The organism is Comamonas sp. 14P8.1.4, assembly GCF_057799285.1.
Window position 1 is genome coordinate 44,213 of sequence record NZ_JBYOKN010000012.1, and the last position, 19,676, is coordinate 63,888.

Sequence of the window (19,676 nt, forward strand, 5' to 3'; positions counted from 1 at the left end):
TTCTTGCAAGAAAGTCATGAATCAGTGTGCCGCGCTGCCGACTTGCGCGCCAGGCTTGACACGCTCAAGCAAGGCCAGCATCTGCGCTTCGATGCGGTGCAAAGCGGCCTCTGTATGACCTTCAAACCGCAGCACCAATACAGGCGTGGTGTTGCTGGCGCGAATCAGTCCAAACCCATCAGCCCAGTCCACACGCAAACCATCAATCGTGCTGATCTGTGCTGGTGCAGCAAACACTTCAGGGGCCAGTGCCTGCAGCTGCGCCGTGAGCGCATGGGGCTCGCCTTCTGCGCACGCCACGTTCAACTCTGGGGTTGAAAAACTGGTTGGCAAGGCGTTGAGCACTGCACTGGGATCCCCTTCTTTGCTCAGAATTTCCAGCAAGCGGCAGCCAGCGTAAGTGCCGTCATCAAAGCCATACCAACGTTCTTTGAAGAAGATGTGTCCACTCATCTCGCCACCCAGCGGAGAGTCGACCTCTTTCATACGGGCCTTCACCAAGGAGTGGCCCGTTTTGTACATCTCCGGCACGCCACCTGCAGCACGAATGACTGGCGCCAAGCGCTGGGTGCACTTCACGTCAAACAAAATGGTGCCGCCAGGTACGCGCGAGAGCACATCCTGGGCAAACAGCATCATTTGGCGATCGGGGTAGATGGTTTGGCCATCCTTGGTCACGATACCCAGGCGGTCACCATCGCCATCAAAGGCCAGGCCCAGCTCGGCATCGGTTTCCTGCAAGGCGCGCACCACATCACGGAGGTTTTCAGGCTTACTGGGGTCTGGGTGGTGGTTGGGGAAATTGCCATCCACATCGGAGAACAGCTCCAGCACCTCACACCCCAACGCCCGGAAAATGCCGGGCGCCGTGGCACCAGCCACGCCATTGCCGCAATCGACCACAACCTTGACCGGGCGCGACAGCTTCACATCGCCCACAATACGCGCGCTGTAAGCGGCCAGCACATCGGCCTGGCGAACGCTGCCACCGTCCTTGAGCTGCCAGCGATCTGCCTCAATGGTCTGGCACAGCGCTTGAATCTCGGGTCCATAGATGGCGCGGCCTGCCAGCACCATCTTGAAGCCGTTGTAATCCTTGGGGTTGTGACTGCCCGTGACCATGATGCCGCTGGTGCACAAGGTACTGGCCGCAAAGTACAGCATCGGTGTGGTGCACATGCCCACATCCATGACGTCGATACCCACATCAACAAGACCGGCCATCAAGGCTTGGCTCAGCGCAGGGCCTGACAGACGGCCATCACGACCCACGGCCACGGTGCGCTCACCCTCCGCCAAGGCCGCTTCGCCGAAGGCGCGACCAATGCTGCGTGCCACCGCTTCCGTCAGCGTTGTGGGCACCACGCCACGAATGTCATAAGCCTTGAAGATAGAAGCCGCAATTTGCACAGTGAATCCTTCGCGAGTTCTCCTCGCAACTTAGCAGGCACGAAGCCGTGCCGCTGGGTATTTTAGTTGTGCCAAGCTGGTCTGCTTTTGAAGTGAGATGCAAAGCATGAGCGCCCACGCATTCAACAAGTTGTTACAAGGGAATTCCCTTGTAGCCACCCCCACCGCAGACACGCAGCATGGAGGTGTTTTATTCCGAAGCATCACACAGGCATGGCCGCTATTCGTACATATGTGCTTCAGGCACTTCAATCCCACGCCATTGCCTGGTGCCTGGCGTTTGCACTCGCGATTGGGCTGCCCATCGCCTGGCGCGCGCTGGGGCTCCCCCAAGACATGGCCCCCTGGTGGGGCGCACAGTGGCAATGGTTGAGCCTGCCCTGGGTGGCTGTCGTGGTGAGCTGGGCCAGCATTGCCTGGCTGCGCCAAGCAGCTATCGCACACAGCAAGCACGAAACACACGCCATCTACAGCGCGGCATACCGCACCTTGCCCGATGCCGCAGGCATCACATCACTCAAAGATGGGCGTTTTATTGATGTCAACCCCGCATTCTGCAATCTGCTGGGTTTCAGCTACGCCGATGTCATTGGACATACCAATGCGGAACTGGCGGTGTACGCCACCCCCAATGAGCGCACCAAACTGCTCGACGAACTGGCTGTCAACGGCCAGGTGGAGCGCATGCGCATCCTGTGCCAAGCTCAGGGAGAGCTGGTACCAGGCACCATCTCCGCCGTGACGATCGAAGTCAAAGGCGAGCCGTGCATGCTGTTCGTCTTCCACGACATGCGTGAGCATGACAAAGCCGTTTATGAGCTGCATGCCTTCAATCGTTTGCTGCAGCAAGCCGGGCACTTGGCCAAGCTGGGGGCCTGGGAAGACCGCCGTGGCGAAAGCTTGGTTTACTGGTCTGGTCCGAGGTCTGCTATGACATGCATGGTCTGGCACGCAACAACCCTTTGCCCAGAGACTATCTGAACACTTTTGTTGCCCCAGAGCACAGAGACCGCATGCGTGCCCAACTGCAGCATTGCTTGCGCGCACGCAAGGACTGGGAGCTGGAAATTCAAATCATTCGCGCCGATGGCCGCAAGATCTGGATGCGCTCACGCGGCGAGGCCGTCACCGACGATGATGGCAAGATCATCTCCATGCGCGGCGTGATGCAGGACATTGATGCACAAAAGCAGCAAGAAGCTTCCATCCGCGAGCGAGAGGCCTTGCTGTCCGTCACCCTGGAAGCCGCCGCACTGGGCCGCTGGGACTGGAACCTGCAGACCGGCACCATCACCGGCGATCTGTTCTGGTGCACGCTCAACAGCCTGCAAGTGTTTGAAGGACCATCCAGCCTGGGACATGCCCAAGAGACCTGGCACTGGACGGAAATCATGGGCAGCCATGACGTACCACGCTGCAACGCAGAACTGATGCGCCATATGGCCTCCCCGGACGATGGCCCTTTCGACATCACCTGGCGTCATCAGCCCGCCATTGGCCCTTCACGCTGGTTACGCTCCATTGGCAAAGTCGTGAGCTTTGACCTGCACGGGCGCGCCATGCGCATGCTGGGTGTGTGCCTGGATGTCACCACGCAGCAAGAGCAAAAAAATGACTTGCAACAGTTGGCCCACTTCGATGCTTTGACAGGGCTGGCCAATCGCGTGGAGCTGGCAGCCCGTCTGAACGAAGCACTGTGCCTGACACGCCAGTCCGTGCACTTGCTGGGCGTTGCCTATCTGGATCTGGATGGTTTCAAACCCATCAACGATCGCCTGGGCCACGACGCCGGCGACAGACTGCTGGTACTGGTAGCCAAGCGCTTGCAGCATGCCCTCAAAAGCCATGACTGCGTCGCCCGTTTTGGGGGTGATGAGTTTGTGCTGTTGCTCAACCAGCTGAACTCACGCGCAGAGTGCGCCGTTTTATTGCAACGCATCATGGCCAGCATCTCTCGCCCCTATGCCCTGGATGGCGAGTATGTACAAGTCACCGCCAGCATGGGCTACACCTTGTACCCCTAAGATGACAGCGATGCCGATACCCTGGTACGCCATGCCGACCAGGCCATGTACCAAGCCAAGCAAGCAGGGCGCAATCGCATCCAGGCCTTTGATGCCACACTGGAGCGCAGCCAGCGAGAAAACCACGTCAAGAGTCTGCGCATCCAAGAAGGCCTGGAGAACAACGAGTTCACGCTCTACGTGCAGCCCAAAGTCGACATGAAACAGCGCCGTGTGGTCAGCGTTGAAGCCTTGGCGCGTTGGCTACATCCTGGCAAAGGACTGCTGAGCCCCCAGCATTTTTTGCCCCACGTCGAAGGTACGGCACTGGAGCTGCCCTTTGGTGAATGGGCCATTCACACCGCCTTGCATACCGTGGCCCAGTTTCTGGAACAAGGGCTCGAAATGCAGGTCGCCGTCAACATTTCAGCGCGCCACCTGCAGCAGCCCGAGTTTTCGCAATGGATGACCCAGCTGCTGTCCGAGCACCCCCACATTCCGCCCCGACTGCTGGATTTGGAGATCACCGAAAACGCGGCACTCTACGACATTCACCATGTCGGCAAGGTATTGAACGAATTACGGGCGCTGGGCCTGAGCGTGTCACTGGATGACTTTGGCACAGGGTACTCATCGCTGACATACCTGCGCAGCCTGCCCCTGGATTCGCTGAAAATTGACCGCAGCTTTGTGCGTGACATGCTCAGCGACCAAGCCGATTTCGCCATCGTGCACGGGGTGGTTAGCCTGGCGCGCTCGTTTGGCTACAACGTGATTGCCGAAGGCGTGGAGAGCAGCGAGCAATGTGCCAGCCTGGAGCGCATGGGTTGCGACCAGGTGCAGGGCTTTCATTTCGCCCAACCCATGCCTGCGGCTGATTTCCCGCAATGGCTCAAGGCCTGGAACAGTGCCCCCATGCAGGCAGCTGCCGCCTAACCTCTCAAGCGCGATCTCGGCTGCCCATAAAAAAGGGCGCTCAAGCGCCCTTTTGCATGCAGTGCCCGGCACACAGTGCCCGTAGACCTACGGCGCTGCCAGCAACGCTTGTACTTGCGCCAAAGCGGCTGGGTCTTCCATCGTGGTCAGGTCGCCAGGGTCTCTGTGCTCCGCCACAGCCTGCAAAGCACGGCGCAGCAGCTTGCCACTGCGGGTTTTGGGCAATGCAGTCACAAACACCACGCGGGCCGGCCGGGCCACCGCCCCCAGCTGCTGATCTACCAGCTTCATCACGTCGGCTTCCAGCGCAGCACGCTGCAGCTTGTCAGCCACTTGGTTCGCATCGCGCACCACCGCAAATGCCATAGCCACCTGCCCTTTCAGCGAATCCGCCACCCCGACCACGGCCACCTCCGCAATCTCAGCATGCGCCGAAATACTTTCTTCAATCTCACGGGTACCCAAGCGATGTCCGGCAACGTTAATCACATCATCGGTGCGGCCCAAAATGAAGTAATAGCCGTCTGCATCGCGAATGCCCCAGTCAAACGTGCTGTAGATCAGCTTGCCCTCAATACTTTGCCAATAGGTTTTCACAAAGCGCGCATCATCGCCCCAAACCGTTTGCATGCAGCCAGGAGGCAAAGGGCCTTCAATGGCCAACACCCCTTTTTGGCCAGATGCCTGCAACTCATCGCCCGTTTTGTCATCAATTAATTGGACGTCATAGCCATATACGGCTTTGCCTGGGCTGCCCAACTTGCTGGGCTGTCGCTCCACCCCATTGCACAGCGTCAAAATCGGCCAACCTGTTTCTGTCTGCCAGTAATTGTCAATCACCGGAACCTTCAAGGCATCACTGATCCAGCGAGCCGTCGGTTCATCCAGCGGCTCACCAGCCAGCCATAAAGCCTGCAAGCTCGACAGATCATATTGGCGCAGATATTCGGGATCGTGCTTTTTCAAAACACGCACGGCGGTGGGCGCAGAAAACATGTGGGTGACGCGGTATTTCTCCACCAAACTCCACCACACCCCAGGATCCGGGCGAATCGGCAGCCCTTCGTACAAAATCGTTGCCATACCGGCAATCAAAGGAGCGTAAATAATGTAACTGTGCCCGACCACCCAGCCAATATCGCTGGTGCAAAAGAACGTCTGCCCGGCTTTGGCATTGAAGATATGCGGCATGCTGGCCGCCAGCGCCACGGTATAGCCCCCGGTATCGCGCTGCACGCCCTTGGGTTTTCCTGTGGTGCCACTGGTGTAAAGAATGTAGCTAGGATCTGTTGACTGAAGCCACGTACATGGCACTTTGGCATCCATAAACTTGGCACGCAAATCGGCCCACAGGTGATCGCGCCCCGCACGCAAGTCCATCGCAGCCAACCCTCTATTGGCCAAAATCACCGCCAGGGGCTTGTGCACGCTCAGCTTGAGCGCTTCATCCAGCAAGGGCTTGTAAGCCACCACACGCCCACCGCGCGAGCCAGCATCTGCACTGATGATGACCTTGGGCTGTGCATCATCGATACGCGATGCCAGGGACACGGCGGCAAACCCGCCGAACACCACGCTGTGAATGGCCCCCAGGCGCGCGCAAGCCAGCATGGCAAATGCGGCCTCCGCCATCATCGGCATGTAAATCTGCACCCGATCGCCTTTACCCACCCCAAACATCTGCAAAACCGCAGCCATGCGCTGCACTTCGGCATGCAGCTCACGGTAGGTATAGGTTTTTTCGGTATTGGTCTCTGTAGAAACTGCAATTAATGCAGCTTGCTCTGGGCGATCCTGCAAATGCCGATCCACGGCGTTATGGCACAGGTTTAACTCACCATCCGCAAACCAGCGTGCAAAAGGGGGATCGCTGTAATCACAAACCTGCTCGGGTTGCTTGTGCCAATCGACCCCCTGCGCTTGCTCTTTCCAAAATGCATCGCGGGTTGTAGGCCCAATCGAGCGCTGATAAAACTCTGAAAATCCGGTCATGGCGCTTGTCTCCTTATCGTTCTATATGCAGGCAATTATTCATGGCGCACTTTCGATAAGCTGACACGCATGCAGACAAAGCCAGCACCCAATGCAGCGCCATGACCACAAAAATCCGAAAAAATCATTCGAACATTTCCATGAAATGCACATTGCTTGAATACATCGATATAAAATAAACCACGCATTCAGGTAATGCATCCATGCATTGCCCCATTTTTCTCAGAAATACTTTTCAATGACTACTTATAAAGAACTCTTGGCGCAGCGCGCAGAACTCGAAAAGCAAATTGAAGCCGCTCGCAAAGATGCGCTGGCTTCGGCCATTGCCCAAGTTCGTGCCATCGTTGCCGAATATGAACTGACCGAAGAAGACGTCTTCTCCAAGAAAGCCGCACGCACCACCTCCACTGGCCACAAGACTGTTGCCCCCAAGTACCGCGACCCCGAAACTGGCGCCACCTGGACTGGCCGCGGCAAGCCACCACTGTGGATTGCTGGCAAGGATCGCCTGAACTTCCTGATCGACGGTCAAGCTGCTTAAACGCCCACTTTTGGCGTAACGCGCACCAAAAAGCCCAAGGCCATTTGCCTTGGGCTTTTTTATGAGCGAAGCGCACCACGGCATGCGAAAGACTTTCCGCGTCTTGCCAAGTCCTGCGCGTTAGTGCTCATCCCAAACCGCCTTTGCACGCCTTCTCCAGCGTCGCGTGACCAGACCACCTCGAGCCACACGACTCCGACCAATCCCGCAGACCTGATTACGCACTGCATCACTCATGCACGCACCCAGTGGCTAACATATGCCACGCCCAGGATGTAGCCCCCCCTGCATGCCTTCCACGCGTTGTGCTATCTGCGCATTGGAATTGGAGATCAAATGCCGCAGCTTGCACACTGCTTGGTGCCAGAGCCCCTATCGCTTGCGAACAACGTGCCCCCACCTCATTTCTGGAACAGTTTCCAGCACGGCCAGATGCCAGCAAGATTGCGCTTAACCCTGCTGCAAGGCCCTGGTCTGTACCAGTGCATAGCTCTTGCATAGCAACCACGCAAATAACTGAAGTTTGCGATCACCTTGCACCGTGCAGATGCAGCAAAGAAAAAGCCACTTGATTTCTCAATCAAGTGGCTTTTCAAATTGGTCGGCGTGGCGGGATTCGAACTCGCGACCCCTTGCACCCCATGCAAGTGCGCTACCAGGCTGCGCTACACGCCGAAGCCTCAGATTATATCGCGGTTTTCACACCACTTTCAAAACTCTGAGGAAGTCTTGAAAGACAAAAGCGCCAGACTTGCATCTGACGCTTTGGCAATAAATTGGTCGGCGTGGCGGGATTCGAACTCGCGACCCCTTGCACCCCATGCAAGTGCGCTACCAGGCTGCGCTACACGCCGAAGCCATGATTGTAATCCATTTTTTGTAGCAACTGACGTAAATCAGACGCCGCAAAACCCAGATTTTGTGCAGATGCTTTGAAATCAAGCACCTGCATCCGCCTTAGCCCTGGATTTGCTCCTTGAGCTTGGTGCTGGCGTGGAAAGTTACCACACGGCGCGCTTCGATCGGGATCAGCTCACCGGTGCGGGGGTTGCGCCCAGGTCGTGGTGCCTTGGTGCGAATCTGGAAGTTACCGAAGCCCGAGAGCTTCACTTCCTCACCCTGCACCAGGCTGCCGGCAATCAGGTCAAAGTAGGCATCCACCATGTCCTTGGCTTCGCGCTTGCTGACGCCCAGCTGGTCAAACAGCAGGTCCGCCAGCTGCGCCTTGGTCAAAGCGCCGGATGCGTCCATCTCCAGCTCAGCATTCAAAACTTTGCTCGCTTCCATGATGCTCCTTAACCGCGCAAGCGGGCTTGAACCTGGGCCTGCAAGACCGCAATAGCGCCCTGCATGGCCGAGTCGATTTCCACATCGGTCAGTGCCGCATCGTCACGCCCCAGCGTCAAGCGCACTGCCAAGCTCTTTTCGTCCTGAGCCAGGCTGCCGGGCGCAGCTTCTTCGCCCGCCTTGAGCTTCTTGGGACGGAACACGTCAAACAGCACGGCATCGCGCAAAACACCGCCTGGCACACCCGCAGCCACGGCTGCCATGACCTGGGCATGTGTTACCGCTTCTTTAACGACCACGGCAATATCGCGTTCCACCGCCTGGTGCTTGGAGACCGTTTGGAACTTGGGCACTTCACGTGCCAGCACCGCATCCAGCTCCAACTCAAACAGCACAGGGGCTTGTGCCAGATCCCAGCCTTGGCGCCACTTGGGATGCAACTCACCCACAAAACCCACGGCCTTGCCATTCACCAGCACACGCGCACAACGGCCGGGGTGCATGGCAGGGTGCTCAGCAGCTTCAAACACTGGTTGCAGTGGTGCCAGCAGGGCTTCCACATCACCCTTGACGTCGTAGAAGTCCACCTTGGCGTCGGCCTCACCCCATTGCAGCTGGGCTGCGGCGCCATAGGCCAGACCGGCCACGCGCATGGGCTGGTAGAAGCCCTTGACGGTGGTGTCGGACTCGACCACGGAGTCATCCTTGAAGAACACGCGGCCCAGTTCAAACACGCGCACGCGCTGGGCCTTGCGGTCCACGTTGAACTTGAGCACTTGCATCAGCGAGCCAATCAGACTGGAGCGCATCACGCTCAACTGGCTGGCAATCGGGTTCAGCAGCTTGATGGGATTGGTGTTCCCCGCCAGCTCTGCTTCCCACTTTTCTTCCACGAACGAGAAGTTGATGGTTTCCTGGTAACCCAGAGCGGCCAGCGCATGGCGCACGGCAAACGGACTGCGCTTGTTTTCTGCACGCAACTTGGGGCTGATGGGCGCGAGCGGCTTGCTGGTGGGCAAGTTCTCGTAACCAATCATGCGCGCCACTTCTTCAATCAGGTCTTCTTCCAAATTGATGTCGAAGCGGAAGGTGGGCGCAGTCACGCTGATCACACCCTCTTGTGCCACCACAGCGGGCAAGCCCAGGCCATTGAGTGCATCCAGGCATTGCTGCTGCGTCACGGGCATGCCAATCACCTTGGCCGCACGGGCCACGCGCAATTGCACGGGCTTGGGCGCAGGCATATTGGGCTGGTGGTCGTCCATGGCACACACTTGCGTGTCGGCCGTGCCGCAGATCTCCAGCACCAGCTGGGTGATGCGCTCGATGTGCTCGACGGTGAATTCGGGGTCAACGCCGCGCTCGAAGCGGTGACCCGCATCGGTCGAGAAATTGAAGTGGCGCGAGCGGCCAGCCACCGCCTTGGGGAACCAGAAGGCGGCTTCAATGTAGATGTTCTTCGTGGCATCCGACACTGCCGTCGCATCGCCACCCATGATGCCGGCCAAGGACTCGACTTCCTTGTCGTCGGCAATCACGCCGACCTTGATGAAGTCGTCGATCTTGATGGTGTTGCCGTTGAGCAGCTTGAGCGTTTCGCCCTCTTTGCCCCAGCGCACGTTCAAGCCGCCGTGAATCTTATCCAGATCAAAGATGTGGCTGGGGCGACCCAGCTCAAACATCACATAGTTGGAGATGTCCACCAGCGGCGACACGGCGCGCTGGCCACAGCGTGCCAAGCGGTCCACCATCCACTTGGGCGTTTGCACTTGCGTATTCACATTGCGCACCATGCGGCCAGTGAAACGACCGCACAGATCGGTGTCTTCCACCTTCACCGCCAGCTTGTCTTGCGAAGCGACAGCGGCTTGCGGATAGTCGATGGCTTGCAAAGGCGCACCCGTCAGGGCCGACACTTCACGGGCAATGCCGTACACGCTCAGGCAGTGCGCCAAATTGGGCGTGAGCTTCAGCGTGAACAGCGTGTCATCCAGATTCAGGTATTCGCGGATGTTCTGGCCCAAAGGTGCATCCAGAGGCAACTCCAGCAGGCCACTGGCATCGTCGTCAATGCCCAGTTCTTTGGCCGAGCACAGCATGCCGTAGCTGGGCACGCCGCGCAGCTTGCCGATCTTGATCTTGAAAGGCTTGCCATCAGGACCGGGGGGCAGCTCGGCGCCCACGGTGGCGCAAGGAATGCGGATGCCCACGCGCGCGTTCGGCGCGCCGCAAACAATGTTCAGCAGCTCAGGGCCACCCACGTCCACCTGGCACACGCGCAGGCGGTCAGCATCAGGGTGCTGCACGGCTTCTTTGATTTCACCAACCACGATGCCCGAGAAAGCAGGCGCGACGGGGTCCAGCTCTTCCACTTCCAGGCCGGCCATGGTCAAAGTGTCGGCCAGCTGCTGGGTGGTCAGATTGGGGTTGCAATATTGGCGCAACCAAGATTCAGGAAATTGCATGGTTCAAACTCTTTGGCGTTCTTGCCAGCGCCCTCTACTTTTCCTTCAGAGGCAGTCGCTGACTGGGCATTCGTACTTTCAAAAGATGAGCTGCTTGCGCTTTTAAATCCTTGATTTCAGCATCAAAACCATCTGAAAACCTTCATTCGCGTGCGCTAGCCGCTCTCTTTATTGCTTACTGAAACTGCGACAAGAAACGAATGTCGCCATCAAAGAACAGGCGCAAGTCATTCACGCCATAACGCAGCATGGTCAGGCGGTCAGGCCCCATGCCGAAGGCAAAGCCAATGTATTTTTCGGGGTCCAGACCCATGTTGCGCACCACGTTGGGGTGCACTTGGCCGGAACCCGCCACTTCCAGCCACTTGCCCGCCAGCGGGCCGCTTTGGAACTGGATGTCGATTTCGGCCGAAGGCTCGGTGAACGGGAAGAAGCTGGGGCGGAAACGCAGCACCAGGTCATCCTGCTCGAAGAAGGTCTTGCAGAAGTCGGTAAACACGACCTTCAAGTCCTTGAAGCTCACATTCTCGCCAATCCACAGGCCTTCGCACTGGTGGAACATGGGCGAGTGCGTAGCGTCCGAGTCCACACGGTAAGTGCGGCCGGGGGCAATGACGCGAATCTCAGGCATACCTTGGCCGGCATCGATCGCATTGCGGTATTTTTTCACGTGCTGCACGGCGTGGCGCACCTGCATGGGGCTGGTGTGCGTGCGCAGCAAGTTGGGCGCGTGTTCGGTGCCGCCTTCCACATAGAAGGTGTCGTGCATGGAACGCGCGGGGTGGTCTTCGGGCGTGTTCAGCGCCGTGAAGTTGAACCAGTCGGATTCGATCTCGGGGCCTTCGGCCACATCAAAGCCCATGGAGCCAAAAATGCCCTCAATGCGCTCCAGCGTGATGGACACGGGGTGCAAACCACCGGTGCCACGGCGACGGCCAGGCAAGGTCACATCCAGCACCTCGGCCTTCAGGTGCGCCTGCAGCTCTGCATCGGCCAAGGCAGTACGACGTGCGGTCAATGCTGCTTCAATCGCTTGCTTGGCCACGTTAATGGCTGCGCCGCGCGATTTTTTCTCTTCGATGGAAAGCTGCGCCATGCCCTTCATGAGCTCGGTCATCTTGCCCGACTTACCCAGAAACTGCGCCTTGGCATTTTCCAGATCTGCGGGAGTTTGGGCCTGCGCAAACAGCTGTTGCGCGCTTTCGACCAGAGAATCCAACTCGTTCATACCGACTCTTTATCGACTTGTAAAAATAAACAAGGGCTAGTGCCTTTTCAAGCTCTAGCCCTTGCAGTTTGTGCGCTAGCAGCTACTCAATGAATAGCTACACACCGTTAACTTAAGCAGCCAGCTTGGCCTTCACTTGGTCAACGATAGCTGCAAATGCAGCCTTGTCGTGCACAGCGATATCGGCCAGCATCTTGCGGTCGATTTCGATGGCAGCCTTCTTCAGGCCGTTGGCGAATTGGCTGTATGTCAGGCCCAGTTCACGTGCAGCAGCGTTGATACGAGCGATCCACAGCTGACGGAATACACGCTTCTTGGTACGACGGTCACGGTAGGCGTATTGACCGGCCTTCATCACCGCCTGCTTGGCGACGCGGAAGACGTTACCGCGGCGACCGCGGAAACCCTTAGCAAGATTCAGAACTTTTTTGTGACGGGCACGGGCCGTTACACCACGTTTGACGCGAGGCATGTGTTTTCTCCTTGTTCGTCAGTGAATTACAGACCAGCGCCAGGCAACATCTTTGCGATGGAGCCCATATCGCCTTCATGCACGGAGGTAGTGCCACGCAGGTGGCGCTTATTCTTCGTGGTCTTCTTGGTCAAAATGTGACGCTTGAAGGCTTGGCCGCGCTTGACGGTACCACCTGGACGAACGCGAAAACGCTTCTTCGCGCCGCTCTTAGTTTTCATTTTGGGCATGTGAATGCTCCTGTTTGTTGTGCTCGTGAGGCGTTGCGACAACCCTGCCCCAACTTGTAGGCCCCGAGACACTTCTTAGGTGCCGGCTTGCGCCAGCGTTTTAGCAACTCTTGCAAGCTGCAAAACAGAAACCTGCCCTTGCAGGCAGGTCTCCTAAAATTCTAACCCAGCTTAGGCAGCGTTGCTGCTTTGTGCGTTTTCCGCTGCAGGTTTTGCTGCGCCACCGGTCACTGGTTTCTTGCGCGCAGGGGCGATCATCATCACCATCTGACGGCCTTCCAGCTTGGGGAACTGCTCAACCTGAATGATATCTGCCAGCTCGTCACGCAGACGATTCAGCAGATCCAGACCCAGCTGTTGGTGCGTAATTTCGCGACCGCGGAAACGCAAAGTGACCTTCACCTTGTCGCCATCGGCCAAGAAGCGACGAATATTGCGCAGCTTGATGTTGTAGTCGCCATCATCGGTACCAGGACGGAATTTCACTTCCTTGATATCGATCACGGTCTGCTTGGCCTTGGCCTCAGCTGCCTTCTTCTGCTCTTGGTACTTGAACTTACCGTAGTCCATCAAACGGCAAACCGGTGGGTTTGCAGTTGCGGCAATTTCCACCAAATCAACGTCCAAATCACCAGCCATGCGCAGTGCTTCTTGCAGAGAAACAATGCCAATGGGTTCATTTTCAGGACCGGACAGACGCACTTCAGGCGCCATGATTTCACGGTTCAGACGGTGTTTGCGTTCCTCGCGGTGGCGACGGTCACGAAATTCTGTAGCTATGGCTTTCACCCTAAATTCAAATCGCTACGAAAAGCGTAGCTGCTTGCATTGATGAGACAAGCGCGGACTGGCCGCGCTTTCTACATCAGACTTTGTTCTGGATATCGTTGGTCAGCAATTCGATGAATGCTTCCACCGACATCACGCCCAAGTCTTTATTACCTCGGGCACGCACAGCGACGGTGCCTGCCGCTTTTTCCTTGTCGCCTGCGACGAGGATGTAAGGCAGCTTCTGCAATGCATGCTCGCGTATTTTATACGTGATCTTTTCGTTGCGCAGGTCAGACACCACCTTAAGGCTTTGATGAGGCAGTGCTTTTTGCACCTTTGCCACAACTTCCTTCACATAGTCGGCCTGTGCGTCGGTGATATTCAGCACCGCGACCTGCTCTGGCGCCAGCCACACAGGCAATGCGCCCGCAAATTGCTCCACCAAAATACCGATGAAACGCTCGAGCGAGCCCACGATAGCGCGGTGCAGCATGACGGGACGGTGACGGTTGCCGTCTTCACCCACATATTCCGCATCCAGGCGCTCAGGCATGGAGAAGTCGACCTGGATGGTGCCGCACTGCCACTGGCGACCCAGCGCATCTTTCAAGGTGTACTCGATCTTGGGGCCGTAGAAAGCGCCATCGCCCACTGCGATTTGGTATTCGCAGCCCGATGCCTTCAGGGCATCGAACAGCGCTTTTTCAGCCTTGTCCCAGCTTTCGTCCGAGCCGATGCGGGCTTCCGGACGGGTCGCCACCTTGTAGATGATTTCGGTAAAGCCGAAATCGGCATACACCTTTTGCACCAGCTGGTTGAAGTTCAGCACTTCCTGCTGGATTTGGTCTTCCATACAGAAGATGTGGCCATCGTCCTGGGTAAAACCGCGCACGCGCATGATGCCGTGCAGGCCACCGGTGGGCTCGTTGCGGTGGCATTGGCCAAACTCACCAAAGCGCAGCGGCAGATCGCGGTAGCTCTTGACACCTTGCTTGAAGATCAGGATGTGGCCGGGGCAGTTCATGGGCTTGAGCGCGTAATCGCGCTTTTCCGACTCCGTGACAAACATGTTGTCGCGGTACTTGTCCCAGTGGCCGGTCTTCTCCCACAGACTCTTGTCCAGAATCTGTGGCGCCTTCACTTCTTCGTAGCCGTTTTCACGGTAGACGCGGCGCATGTACTGCTCCACCTCTTGCCAGATGCGCCAGCCCTTGGGGTGCCAGAACACGGTGCCGGGCGAGCATTCATCGATGTGGAACAAGTCCAGCTCACGGCCCAGACGGCGGTGGTCGCGCTTTTCAGCTTCTTCAATGCGGGTGATGTAGGCCGCCAGGTCCTTCTTGTCGGCCCACGCAGTGCCGTAGATACGCTGCAGCTGCTCGTTCTTGGCATCGCCGCGCCAGTAGGCCCCGGCCAGCTTGGTCAGTTTGAAGACCTTCAGGAAACGGGTGTTGGGCACGTGGGGGCCACGGCACATATCGATGTATTCTTGGTGGTAGTACAGGCCCATGGCGGTTTCGTTGGGCATGTCTTCGACCAAGCGCAGCTTGTAGTCTTCGCCGCGATCCTTGAACACCTTGATGACTTCATCGCGCGGCGTCATCTTCTTAATGACGTCGTAATCCTGTGCGATCAGCTCTTTCATGCGCGCTTCGATGGCGGCCATGTCTTCGGGGGTGAAGGGGCGCTCGTACGAGATGTCGTAGTAAAAGCCCTCATCGATCACAGGACCGATGACCATCTTGGCAGTGGGGTACAACTGCTTGACGGCGTGACCGACCAAGTGGGCGGCCGAGTGGCGAATGATCTCCACACCCTCGTCATCTTTGGGCGTAATGATTTGCAGCTTGGCATCTTCGCTGATCAGGTCACAGGCATCGACCAGGCGTCCATTGACGCGGCCAGCCACCGTATTTTTGGCCAAGCCCGCGCCAATCGATGCAGCCACCTGCATGACAGTAACCGGGCCTTCAAATTCGCGCTGCGAACCATCGGGAAGAGTGATCTTTAACATGAAAATCCTTAGCTATCTCTATCTGTAACAGGAGCGCAAGCCGTTAAAAACGCAAAGCGCGGAACTTGTCCGCGCTTTATGGATAACAACAATTCCGGGCAGGCGCGAACTCACAGCCTTACTGGCTGTGCCATATCTCCATGTACGTCGTTCGCGGTGTCATAACCAGAATGCCTTTCTCGCCCTTGTTGGTTCGCTTTCCAGTATTTTAACGCTGTACAGACAAAAAAGCCCGTAGCCAGAGCTACGGGCAATACCAAGTCCTATTTTTTGCTGAAACGCCCCCCCGCGTTTTCAGCATCCAGCCAGATCAGTGGAACTGCTCTTCTTCGGTAGAGCCCGTCAGCGCCTTCACACTGGAAGAGCCACCCTGGATCACGGTGGTCACATCATCAAAGTAACCCGCGCCCACTTCTTGCTGGTGCGACACGAAGGTGTAACCCATGTCGCGTGCTGCAAATTCTGGCTCTTGCACCATTTCAACGTAGTGCTTCATGCCTTCGCCGCGGGCGTAAGCGTGGGCGAACTTGAAGGTGTTGTACCAGTTGCTGTGGATACCGGCCAGTGTGATGAACTGGAACTTGTAACCCAGAGCGGACAGGTCTTCCTGGAACGAAGCGATTTGGCTGTCGTTGAGGTTCTTCTTCCAGTTGAACGATGGCGAGCAGTTGTACGACAACAGCTTGCCGGGGCAGGCTGCGTGCACCGCTTGCGCGAATTCACGGGCGAAGCCGATGTCTGGCACGCCGGTTTCGCACCACACCAGATCGGCGTAAGGCGCGTAAGCCACGCCACGGCTGATGGCTTGTTCCAGGCCGTTACGGACGCGGTAGAAGCCTTCTTGTGTGCGCTCACCGGTCAGGAAAGGCTTGTCGTTGGCATCGTAGTCGCTGGTGATCAGGTTGGCAGCCTCCGCATCGGTACGGGCCAGAACAATGGTGGGCACGCCCATCACGTCGGCAGCGAAACGCGCTGCATTCAGCTTTTCACAAGCTTCTTGCGTAGGCACCAACACCTTGCCACCCATGTGGCCGCACTTCTTCACGGCAGCCAGCTGGTCTTCGAAGTGCACGCCCGCAGCACCTGCGGCGATCATGTTCTTCATCAGCTCAAAAGCGTTCAGCACGCCACCGAAACCGGCTTCAGCGTCCGCCACGATAGGCAGAAAGTAGTCGATGAATTCCTTGTCGCCTGGGTTGATACCACGACCCCACTGAATTTCGTCAGCGCGCTTGAAGGTGTTGTTGATGCGACGCACCATGGTGGGCACCGAGTCGTAGGCGTACAGCGACTGGTCGGGGTACATGGTTTCGGACGTGTTGCCGTCGGCAGCGACTTGCCAGCCCGACAGGTACACGGCTTCCAGGCCAGCCTTGGCCTGCTGCATCGCTTGACCCGCAGAGATCGCGCCAAATGCATTCACGTAGCCCTTCTTGGAGCTGCCGTTGATCTTGTCCCACAGCACTTCAGCGCCGCGTTGTGCCAGTGTGTTTTCTGGCTGCAGGCTGCCGCGCAAACGCACCACGTCAGCGGCGGAGTAGTTACGCTTCACACCCTTCCAACGGGGGTTCTGCGCCCAGTCCTTCTCAAGGGCTGCAATTTGCTGTTCGCGGCTCAGTTGTTGATTCAGGGATTTAGACATGCGGGTCTCCAATCAAAGTAGGCAAGGTTTAAAACTTGAGCGCCGGTTTGTCTTCGGCTTGGAGATAAATTTAAGTCTTACAGAAGAGTCAATCAAGCTCTTATGTCTTATATAAGACAAATATTTTTAATATTAAAAACAATAACTTAAGTACATTTATCTCAATGTGAAATGAATTTCTTCCTAATGAAAAGCTTTTGCTGCAGTGCAGCACCACTTCATTTCACAATGCAAAAATGAGTTTTTACGCCATGAAATTTTCAGCCATGCGCAGCATGGCTAGCGCATGCACACCACCCACTCAGGCGTGCAACGCAACCGCAGACACCACCACCCCGTCCTCATCGGCGTACAGCCAGTCCCCTGGCTGAATGCGTATGCCAGCAATATCCACCACCACATCTTGCTGGCCTTCGCCACGCTTGTCCGTGGGCATGGGCATCAGGGCAAGTGCTGCAATACCGACATCCGCCGTGCGCAACTCTGCCGCATCGCGGACACAGCCATAGACCAGCACACCCGCCCAGCCATTGCGCGCCGCTGCCGCTGCCAAATTGCCTCCGACCAAGGCTTTGCGCAAGGAGCCGCCGCCATCAACCACCAGCACACGCCCGCCCCCAGCGGAATCAACCGCCTGCTTGACCCAACTGTTGTCTTCGAAACACTTGACCGTCACCACCGGGCCGGCAAAAGCGCTGCGCCCTCCGAAATGCTTAAAAACAGGGGGCAGCACGCGGAATGCACCGCTGTCGTCTTGCTTGTGTGCATCGCACAAATCACAGGTCAGGATCGAAACGGCCATTTTTTGACTCCTTTGGTTGTGCTAATCAGTGGCGCCTCCCCACCGAACATCGCGCGGCATCCTCTCACTGGGCGTTGCAATTGCAAAGCACAGAGACAGTTTTTGGCGATTTACGTGCTCTCTTGCAACAAAACAATTGAAAAAACTGGTTCGCCCGCTTGGAAAGGCGAAATTTTCCCATTAGCATCTGGCACAACCAGTTCGACGCAGGACGTACGTCTTGCAGTGACTGGCAAATTCATCCCAACAAGGAAAGCAAAAAATGGCAACTGCAAAGAAGGCAACTGCTGCAACAGCAGCTCCCGCGAAAAAGCGCACTCCTAACGCCGCCTTCATGAAACCCCTGACACCTAGCGCCGCTTTGGCCGCTGTGGTGGGCAAGGAGCCACTGCCCCGTACTGAAATCATCAGCAAGCTGTGGGTCTACATCAAGGCTAACAACCTGCAAGACGCTGCCAACAAGCGCATGATCAATGCAGACGCCAAGCTCAAGGAAGTTTTCGGCAAGCCCCAAGTTTCGATGTTCGAAATGGCTGGCCTGATCGGCAAGCACGTCAGCTAATTGACACGCACGCTACAAAAACCGGCTCAGGCCGGTTTTTTTGTGCCCGCAACACTGCGCCGGCACGCGCAACCAACCTTACACAGAGAAAGTGTTTGCAAATGCGATGAATTCGCATTTATAATTCTTTCCATCACATCAATAGCCAGCCACAACTGTTTGCAGCCATGATCGTTTGTGTATGCCACCGAGTATCAGACCGCGAAATCGCACGCCACGCCCATGCGGGCATGAGTTTTGACGAAATCCAATTTGAACTGGGCGTGGCCACCCAATGTGGTCGTTGCGAAACCTGTGCCCGCGATGTGGTGGCCAAGTGCTGCTCCAAAGGCAACACGGCAGCCATCCACAACGAAGTCGCAGCGCAGCCGGTTCAGCTTGCCACCCCTATTTTGGAGAGCAAAGCATGGCATTCTTCTCAACCGTTGCAGGCAGCTTGATTTTGGTTTTAGGCTGCTCATGGTGGATCTTCCGCAAATAAGCTTGTAGCCCTGTACGCGCAGGCGTACGATGAATCCGCCCTACTGCACTAGCCCTTGAGGCTGGCCCTACCGGCTGTATCAGCCGGTTTTTTGATCCCTATGTCTTCTTCCGAACAACTTGCCCCTCCTGGCGCTCTTGGCTCCAAAGCCATGATTACCGGGGTGGTCGTCGCGCTCCATGCGGCTGGCATCTGGGCCTTGCAAAGCGGCATGAGCCGCCCGCCAGAGCCCCAAATCATTGCAGCAGAAGTCATTGCGCAGTTCATCGCGCCGCCGCCCCCCGAGCCGCCTGCTGCCGCACCTGCTGCCCCGCCAACGCCCGAGCCTCCCAAACCCCAGCCCAAGCCTGAGCCTCCAAAACCCAAGCCCAAGCCGGTACAGAAAACACCGCCCCTGCCCAAGGCCATTGCAGACCCCACGCCCGCGCCCAATGCCCCCACTGGCAGTTTGGACACTGCGCCCGCGCCTGTGGCAGATACGGCACCGCCCGCGCCCCCAGCGCCTCCGGCTCCGCCCACACCACCGGCCCAACCATCGGGCGGCGCTGTGCAATTGCCTTCCAGCAACGCGGACTATCTGAACAACCCGCGCCCCAGCTATCCTTCCATCAGCCGCCGCATGGGTGAGCAAGGCAAGGTGCTGCTGCGTGTGCTGGTCGATGAGAACGGTTTGCCTCAGCAAATCGAAATCAAGCAATCCAGCGGCTTTGATCGCTTGGACAAAGCGGCGCTCAACTCTGTGCAGCGCTGGCGCTTTGTCCCCGGTAAACGCAACGGTGTTCCCGAAGCCATGTGGAACATCGTGCCCGTCAATTTCGTCCTCGAATAAACAGTCAC

Annotated in this window: 18 protein-coding genes and 2 tRNA genes; 7 read left to right on the forward strand and 13 right to left on the reverse strand. The window is 57.2% G+C overall.

Annotated elements, in window-relative coordinates:
- Nucleotides 1-21: 21 nt before the first annotated feature.
- Nucleotides 22-1,410 carry a phosphomannomutase/phosphoglucomutase gene (locus AC27VO_RS14460; RefSeq protein WP_488667419.1) on the reverse strand — a complete coding sequence of 463 codons (1,389 nt, stop codon included), beginning with the start codon at nucleotides 1,408-1,410 and terminating at the stop codon, nucleotides 22-24.
- 213 nt (nucleotides 1,411-1,623) lie between these two features.
- Here AC27VO_RS14460 and AC27VO_RS14465 point away from each other — a divergent pair, with 213 nt between their 5' ends.
- The 3 genes from AC27VO_RS14465 to AC27VO_RS14475 are packed head-to-tail and all read left to right on the forward strand — an operon-like array spanning nucleotide 1,624 to nucleotide 4,349.
- Nucleotides 1,624-2,391 carry a PAS domain S-box protein gene (locus AC27VO_RS14465; protein ID WP_488667420.1) on the forward strand — a complete coding sequence of 256 codons (768 nt, stop codon included), beginning with the start codon at nucleotides 1,624-1,626 and terminating at the stop codon, nucleotides 2,389-2,391.
- Nucleotides 2,346-3,434, forward strand: a complete 1,089-nt coding sequence (locus AC27VO_RS14470; protein ID WP_488667421.1) for a diguanylate cyclase domain-containing protein — start codon at nucleotides 2,346-2,348, stop codon at nucleotides 3,432-3,434. The genes AC27VO_RS14465 and AC27VO_RS14470 overlap by 46 nt, the downstream gene beginning before the upstream one ends.
- Before the next feature lie 45 nt (nucleotides 3,435-3,479).
- Nucleotides 3,480-4,349 (forward strand): putative bifunctional diguanylate cyclase/phosphodiesterase, encoded by an 870-nt coding sequence (locus tag AC27VO_RS14475; protein WP_488667422.1) that lies wholly within the window; start codon nucleotides 3,480-3,482, stop codon nucleotides 4,347-4,349.
- Between the two features lie 87 nt (nucleotides 4,350-4,436).
- Here AC27VO_RS14475 and AC27VO_RS14480 read toward each other — a convergent pair whose 3' ends face one another.
- The gene (locus tag AC27VO_RS14480; protein WP_488667423.1) at nucleotides 4,437-6,341 is read right to left on the reverse strand and encodes a propionate--CoA ligase; all 1,905 of its coding nucleotides are present in this window, start codon (nucleotides 6,339-6,341) and stop codon (nucleotides 4,437-4,439) included.
- Nucleotides 6,342-6,579: 238 nt separating this feature from the next.
- Here AC27VO_RS14480 and AC27VO_RS14485 point away from each other — a divergent pair, with 238 nt between their 5' ends.
- Nucleotides 6,580-6,885, forward strand: coding sequence for an H-NS histone family protein (locus AC27VO_RS14485; protein ID WP_488667424.1), 306 nt, complete (start codon nucleotides 6,580-6,582; stop codon nucleotides 6,883-6,885).
- Nucleotides 6,886-7,483: 598 nt separating this feature from the next.
- Here the strand turns inward: AC27VO_RS14485 and AC27VO_RS14490 are convergent.
- From AC27VO_RS14490 to rraA, 11 genes are all read right to left on the reverse strand, one after another.
- Nucleotides 7,484-7,560, reverse strand: a tRNA-Pro gene (locus AC27VO_RS14490).
- Between the two features lie 102 nt (nucleotides 7,561-7,662).
- A tRNA-Pro gene (locus tag AC27VO_RS14495) sits at nucleotides 7,663-7,739 on the reverse strand.
- A 103-nt stretch (nucleotides 7,740-7,842) separates the two neighbouring features.
- Nucleotides 7,843-8,172 (reverse strand): integration host factor subunit alpha, encoded by a 330-nt coding sequence (locus AC27VO_RS14500; RefSeq protein ID WP_488667425.1) that lies wholly within the window; start codon nucleotides 8,170-8,172, stop codon nucleotides 7,843-7,845.
- An 8-nt stretch (nucleotides 8,173-8,180) separates the two neighbouring features.
- Nucleotides 8,181-10,637 (reverse strand): phenylalanine--tRNA ligase subunit beta, encoded by a 2,457-nt coding sequence (pheT, locus tag AC27VO_RS14505; RefSeq protein WP_488667426.1) that lies wholly within the window; start codon nucleotides 10,635-10,637, stop codon nucleotides 8,181-8,183.
- 175 nt (nucleotides 10,638-10,812) lie between these two features.
- The gene (gene pheS, locus AC27VO_RS14510) at nucleotides 10,813-11,865 is read right to left on the reverse strand and encodes a phenylalanine--tRNA ligase subunit alpha (protein WP_488667427.1); all 1,053 of its coding nucleotides are present in this window, start codon (nucleotides 11,863-11,865) and stop codon (nucleotides 10,813-10,815) included.
- Between the two features lie 112 nt (nucleotides 11,866-11,977).
- The gene (gene rplT, locus AC27VO_RS14515; RefSeq protein ID WP_003053572.1) at nucleotides 11,978-12,337 is read right to left on the reverse strand and encodes a 50S ribosomal protein L20; all 360 of its coding nucleotides are present in this window, start codon (nucleotides 12,335-12,337) and stop codon (nucleotides 11,978-11,980) included.
- 26 nt (nucleotides 12,338-12,363) lie between these two features.
- Entirely contained in the window at nucleotides 12,364-12,567 is a 204-nt protein-coding gene (gene rpmI, locus AC27VO_RS14520; RefSeq protein WP_488667428.1) for a 50S ribosomal protein L35, read from the reverse strand.
- A 171-nt stretch (nucleotides 12,568-12,738) separates the two neighbouring features.
- Complete coding sequence (gene infC / locus AC27VO_RS14525) at nucleotides 12,739-13,356, reverse strand: translation initiation factor IF-3 (protein ID WP_488667429.1); 618 nt, start codon at nucleotides 13,354-13,356, stop codon at nucleotides 12,739-12,741.
- 76 nt (nucleotides 13,357-13,432) lie between these two features.
- Nucleotides 13,433-15,352, reverse strand: coding sequence for a threonine--tRNA ligase (gene thrS / locus AC27VO_RS14530; RefSeq protein ID WP_488667430.1), 1,920 nt, complete (start codon nucleotides 15,350-15,352; stop codon nucleotides 13,433-13,435).
- A 310-nt stretch (nucleotides 15,353-15,662) separates the two neighbouring features.
- Nucleotides 15,663-16,994: an isocitrate lyase gene (gene aceA / locus AC27VO_RS14535; protein ID WP_488667431.1), complete on the reverse strand. Its 1,332-nt coding sequence runs from the start codon at nucleotides 16,992-16,994 to the stop codon at nucleotides 15,663-15,665.
- 301 nt (nucleotides 16,995-17,295) lie between these two features.
- Nucleotides 17,296-17,796 (reverse strand): ribonuclease E activity regulator RraA, encoded by a 501-nt coding sequence (rraA, locus tag AC27VO_RS14540; RefSeq protein WP_488667432.1) that lies wholly within the window; start codon nucleotides 17,794-17,796, stop codon nucleotides 17,296-17,298.
- A gap of 262 nt (nucleotides 17,797-18,058) precedes the next feature.
- Between rraA and AC27VO_RS14545 the strand changes: the two genes are divergently transcribed.
- The 3 genes from AC27VO_RS14545 (at nucleotide 18,059) to AC27VO_RS14555 (ending at nucleotide 19,668) form a co-directional block, all read left to right on the forward strand.
- Complete coding sequence (locus AC27VO_RS14545) at nucleotides 18,059-18,358, forward strand: SWIB/MDM2 domain-containing protein (protein ID WP_488667433.1); 300 nt, start codon at nucleotides 18,059-18,061, stop codon at nucleotides 18,356-18,358.
- A gap of 167 nt (nucleotides 18,359-18,525) precedes the next feature.
- Nucleotides 18,526-18,798, forward strand: coding sequence for a (2Fe-2S)-binding protein (locus AC27VO_RS14550; RefSeq protein WP_488667434.1), 273 nt, complete (start codon nucleotides 18,526-18,528; stop codon nucleotides 18,796-18,798).
- Nucleotides 18,799-18,939: 141 nt separating this feature from the next.
- Nucleotides 18,940-19,668: an energy transducer TonB gene (locus AC27VO_RS14555; RefSeq protein WP_488667435.1), complete on the forward strand. Its 729-nt coding sequence runs from the start codon at nucleotides 18,940-18,942 to the stop codon at nucleotides 19,666-19,668.
- Nucleotides 19,669-19,676 lie beyond the last annotated feature (8 nt).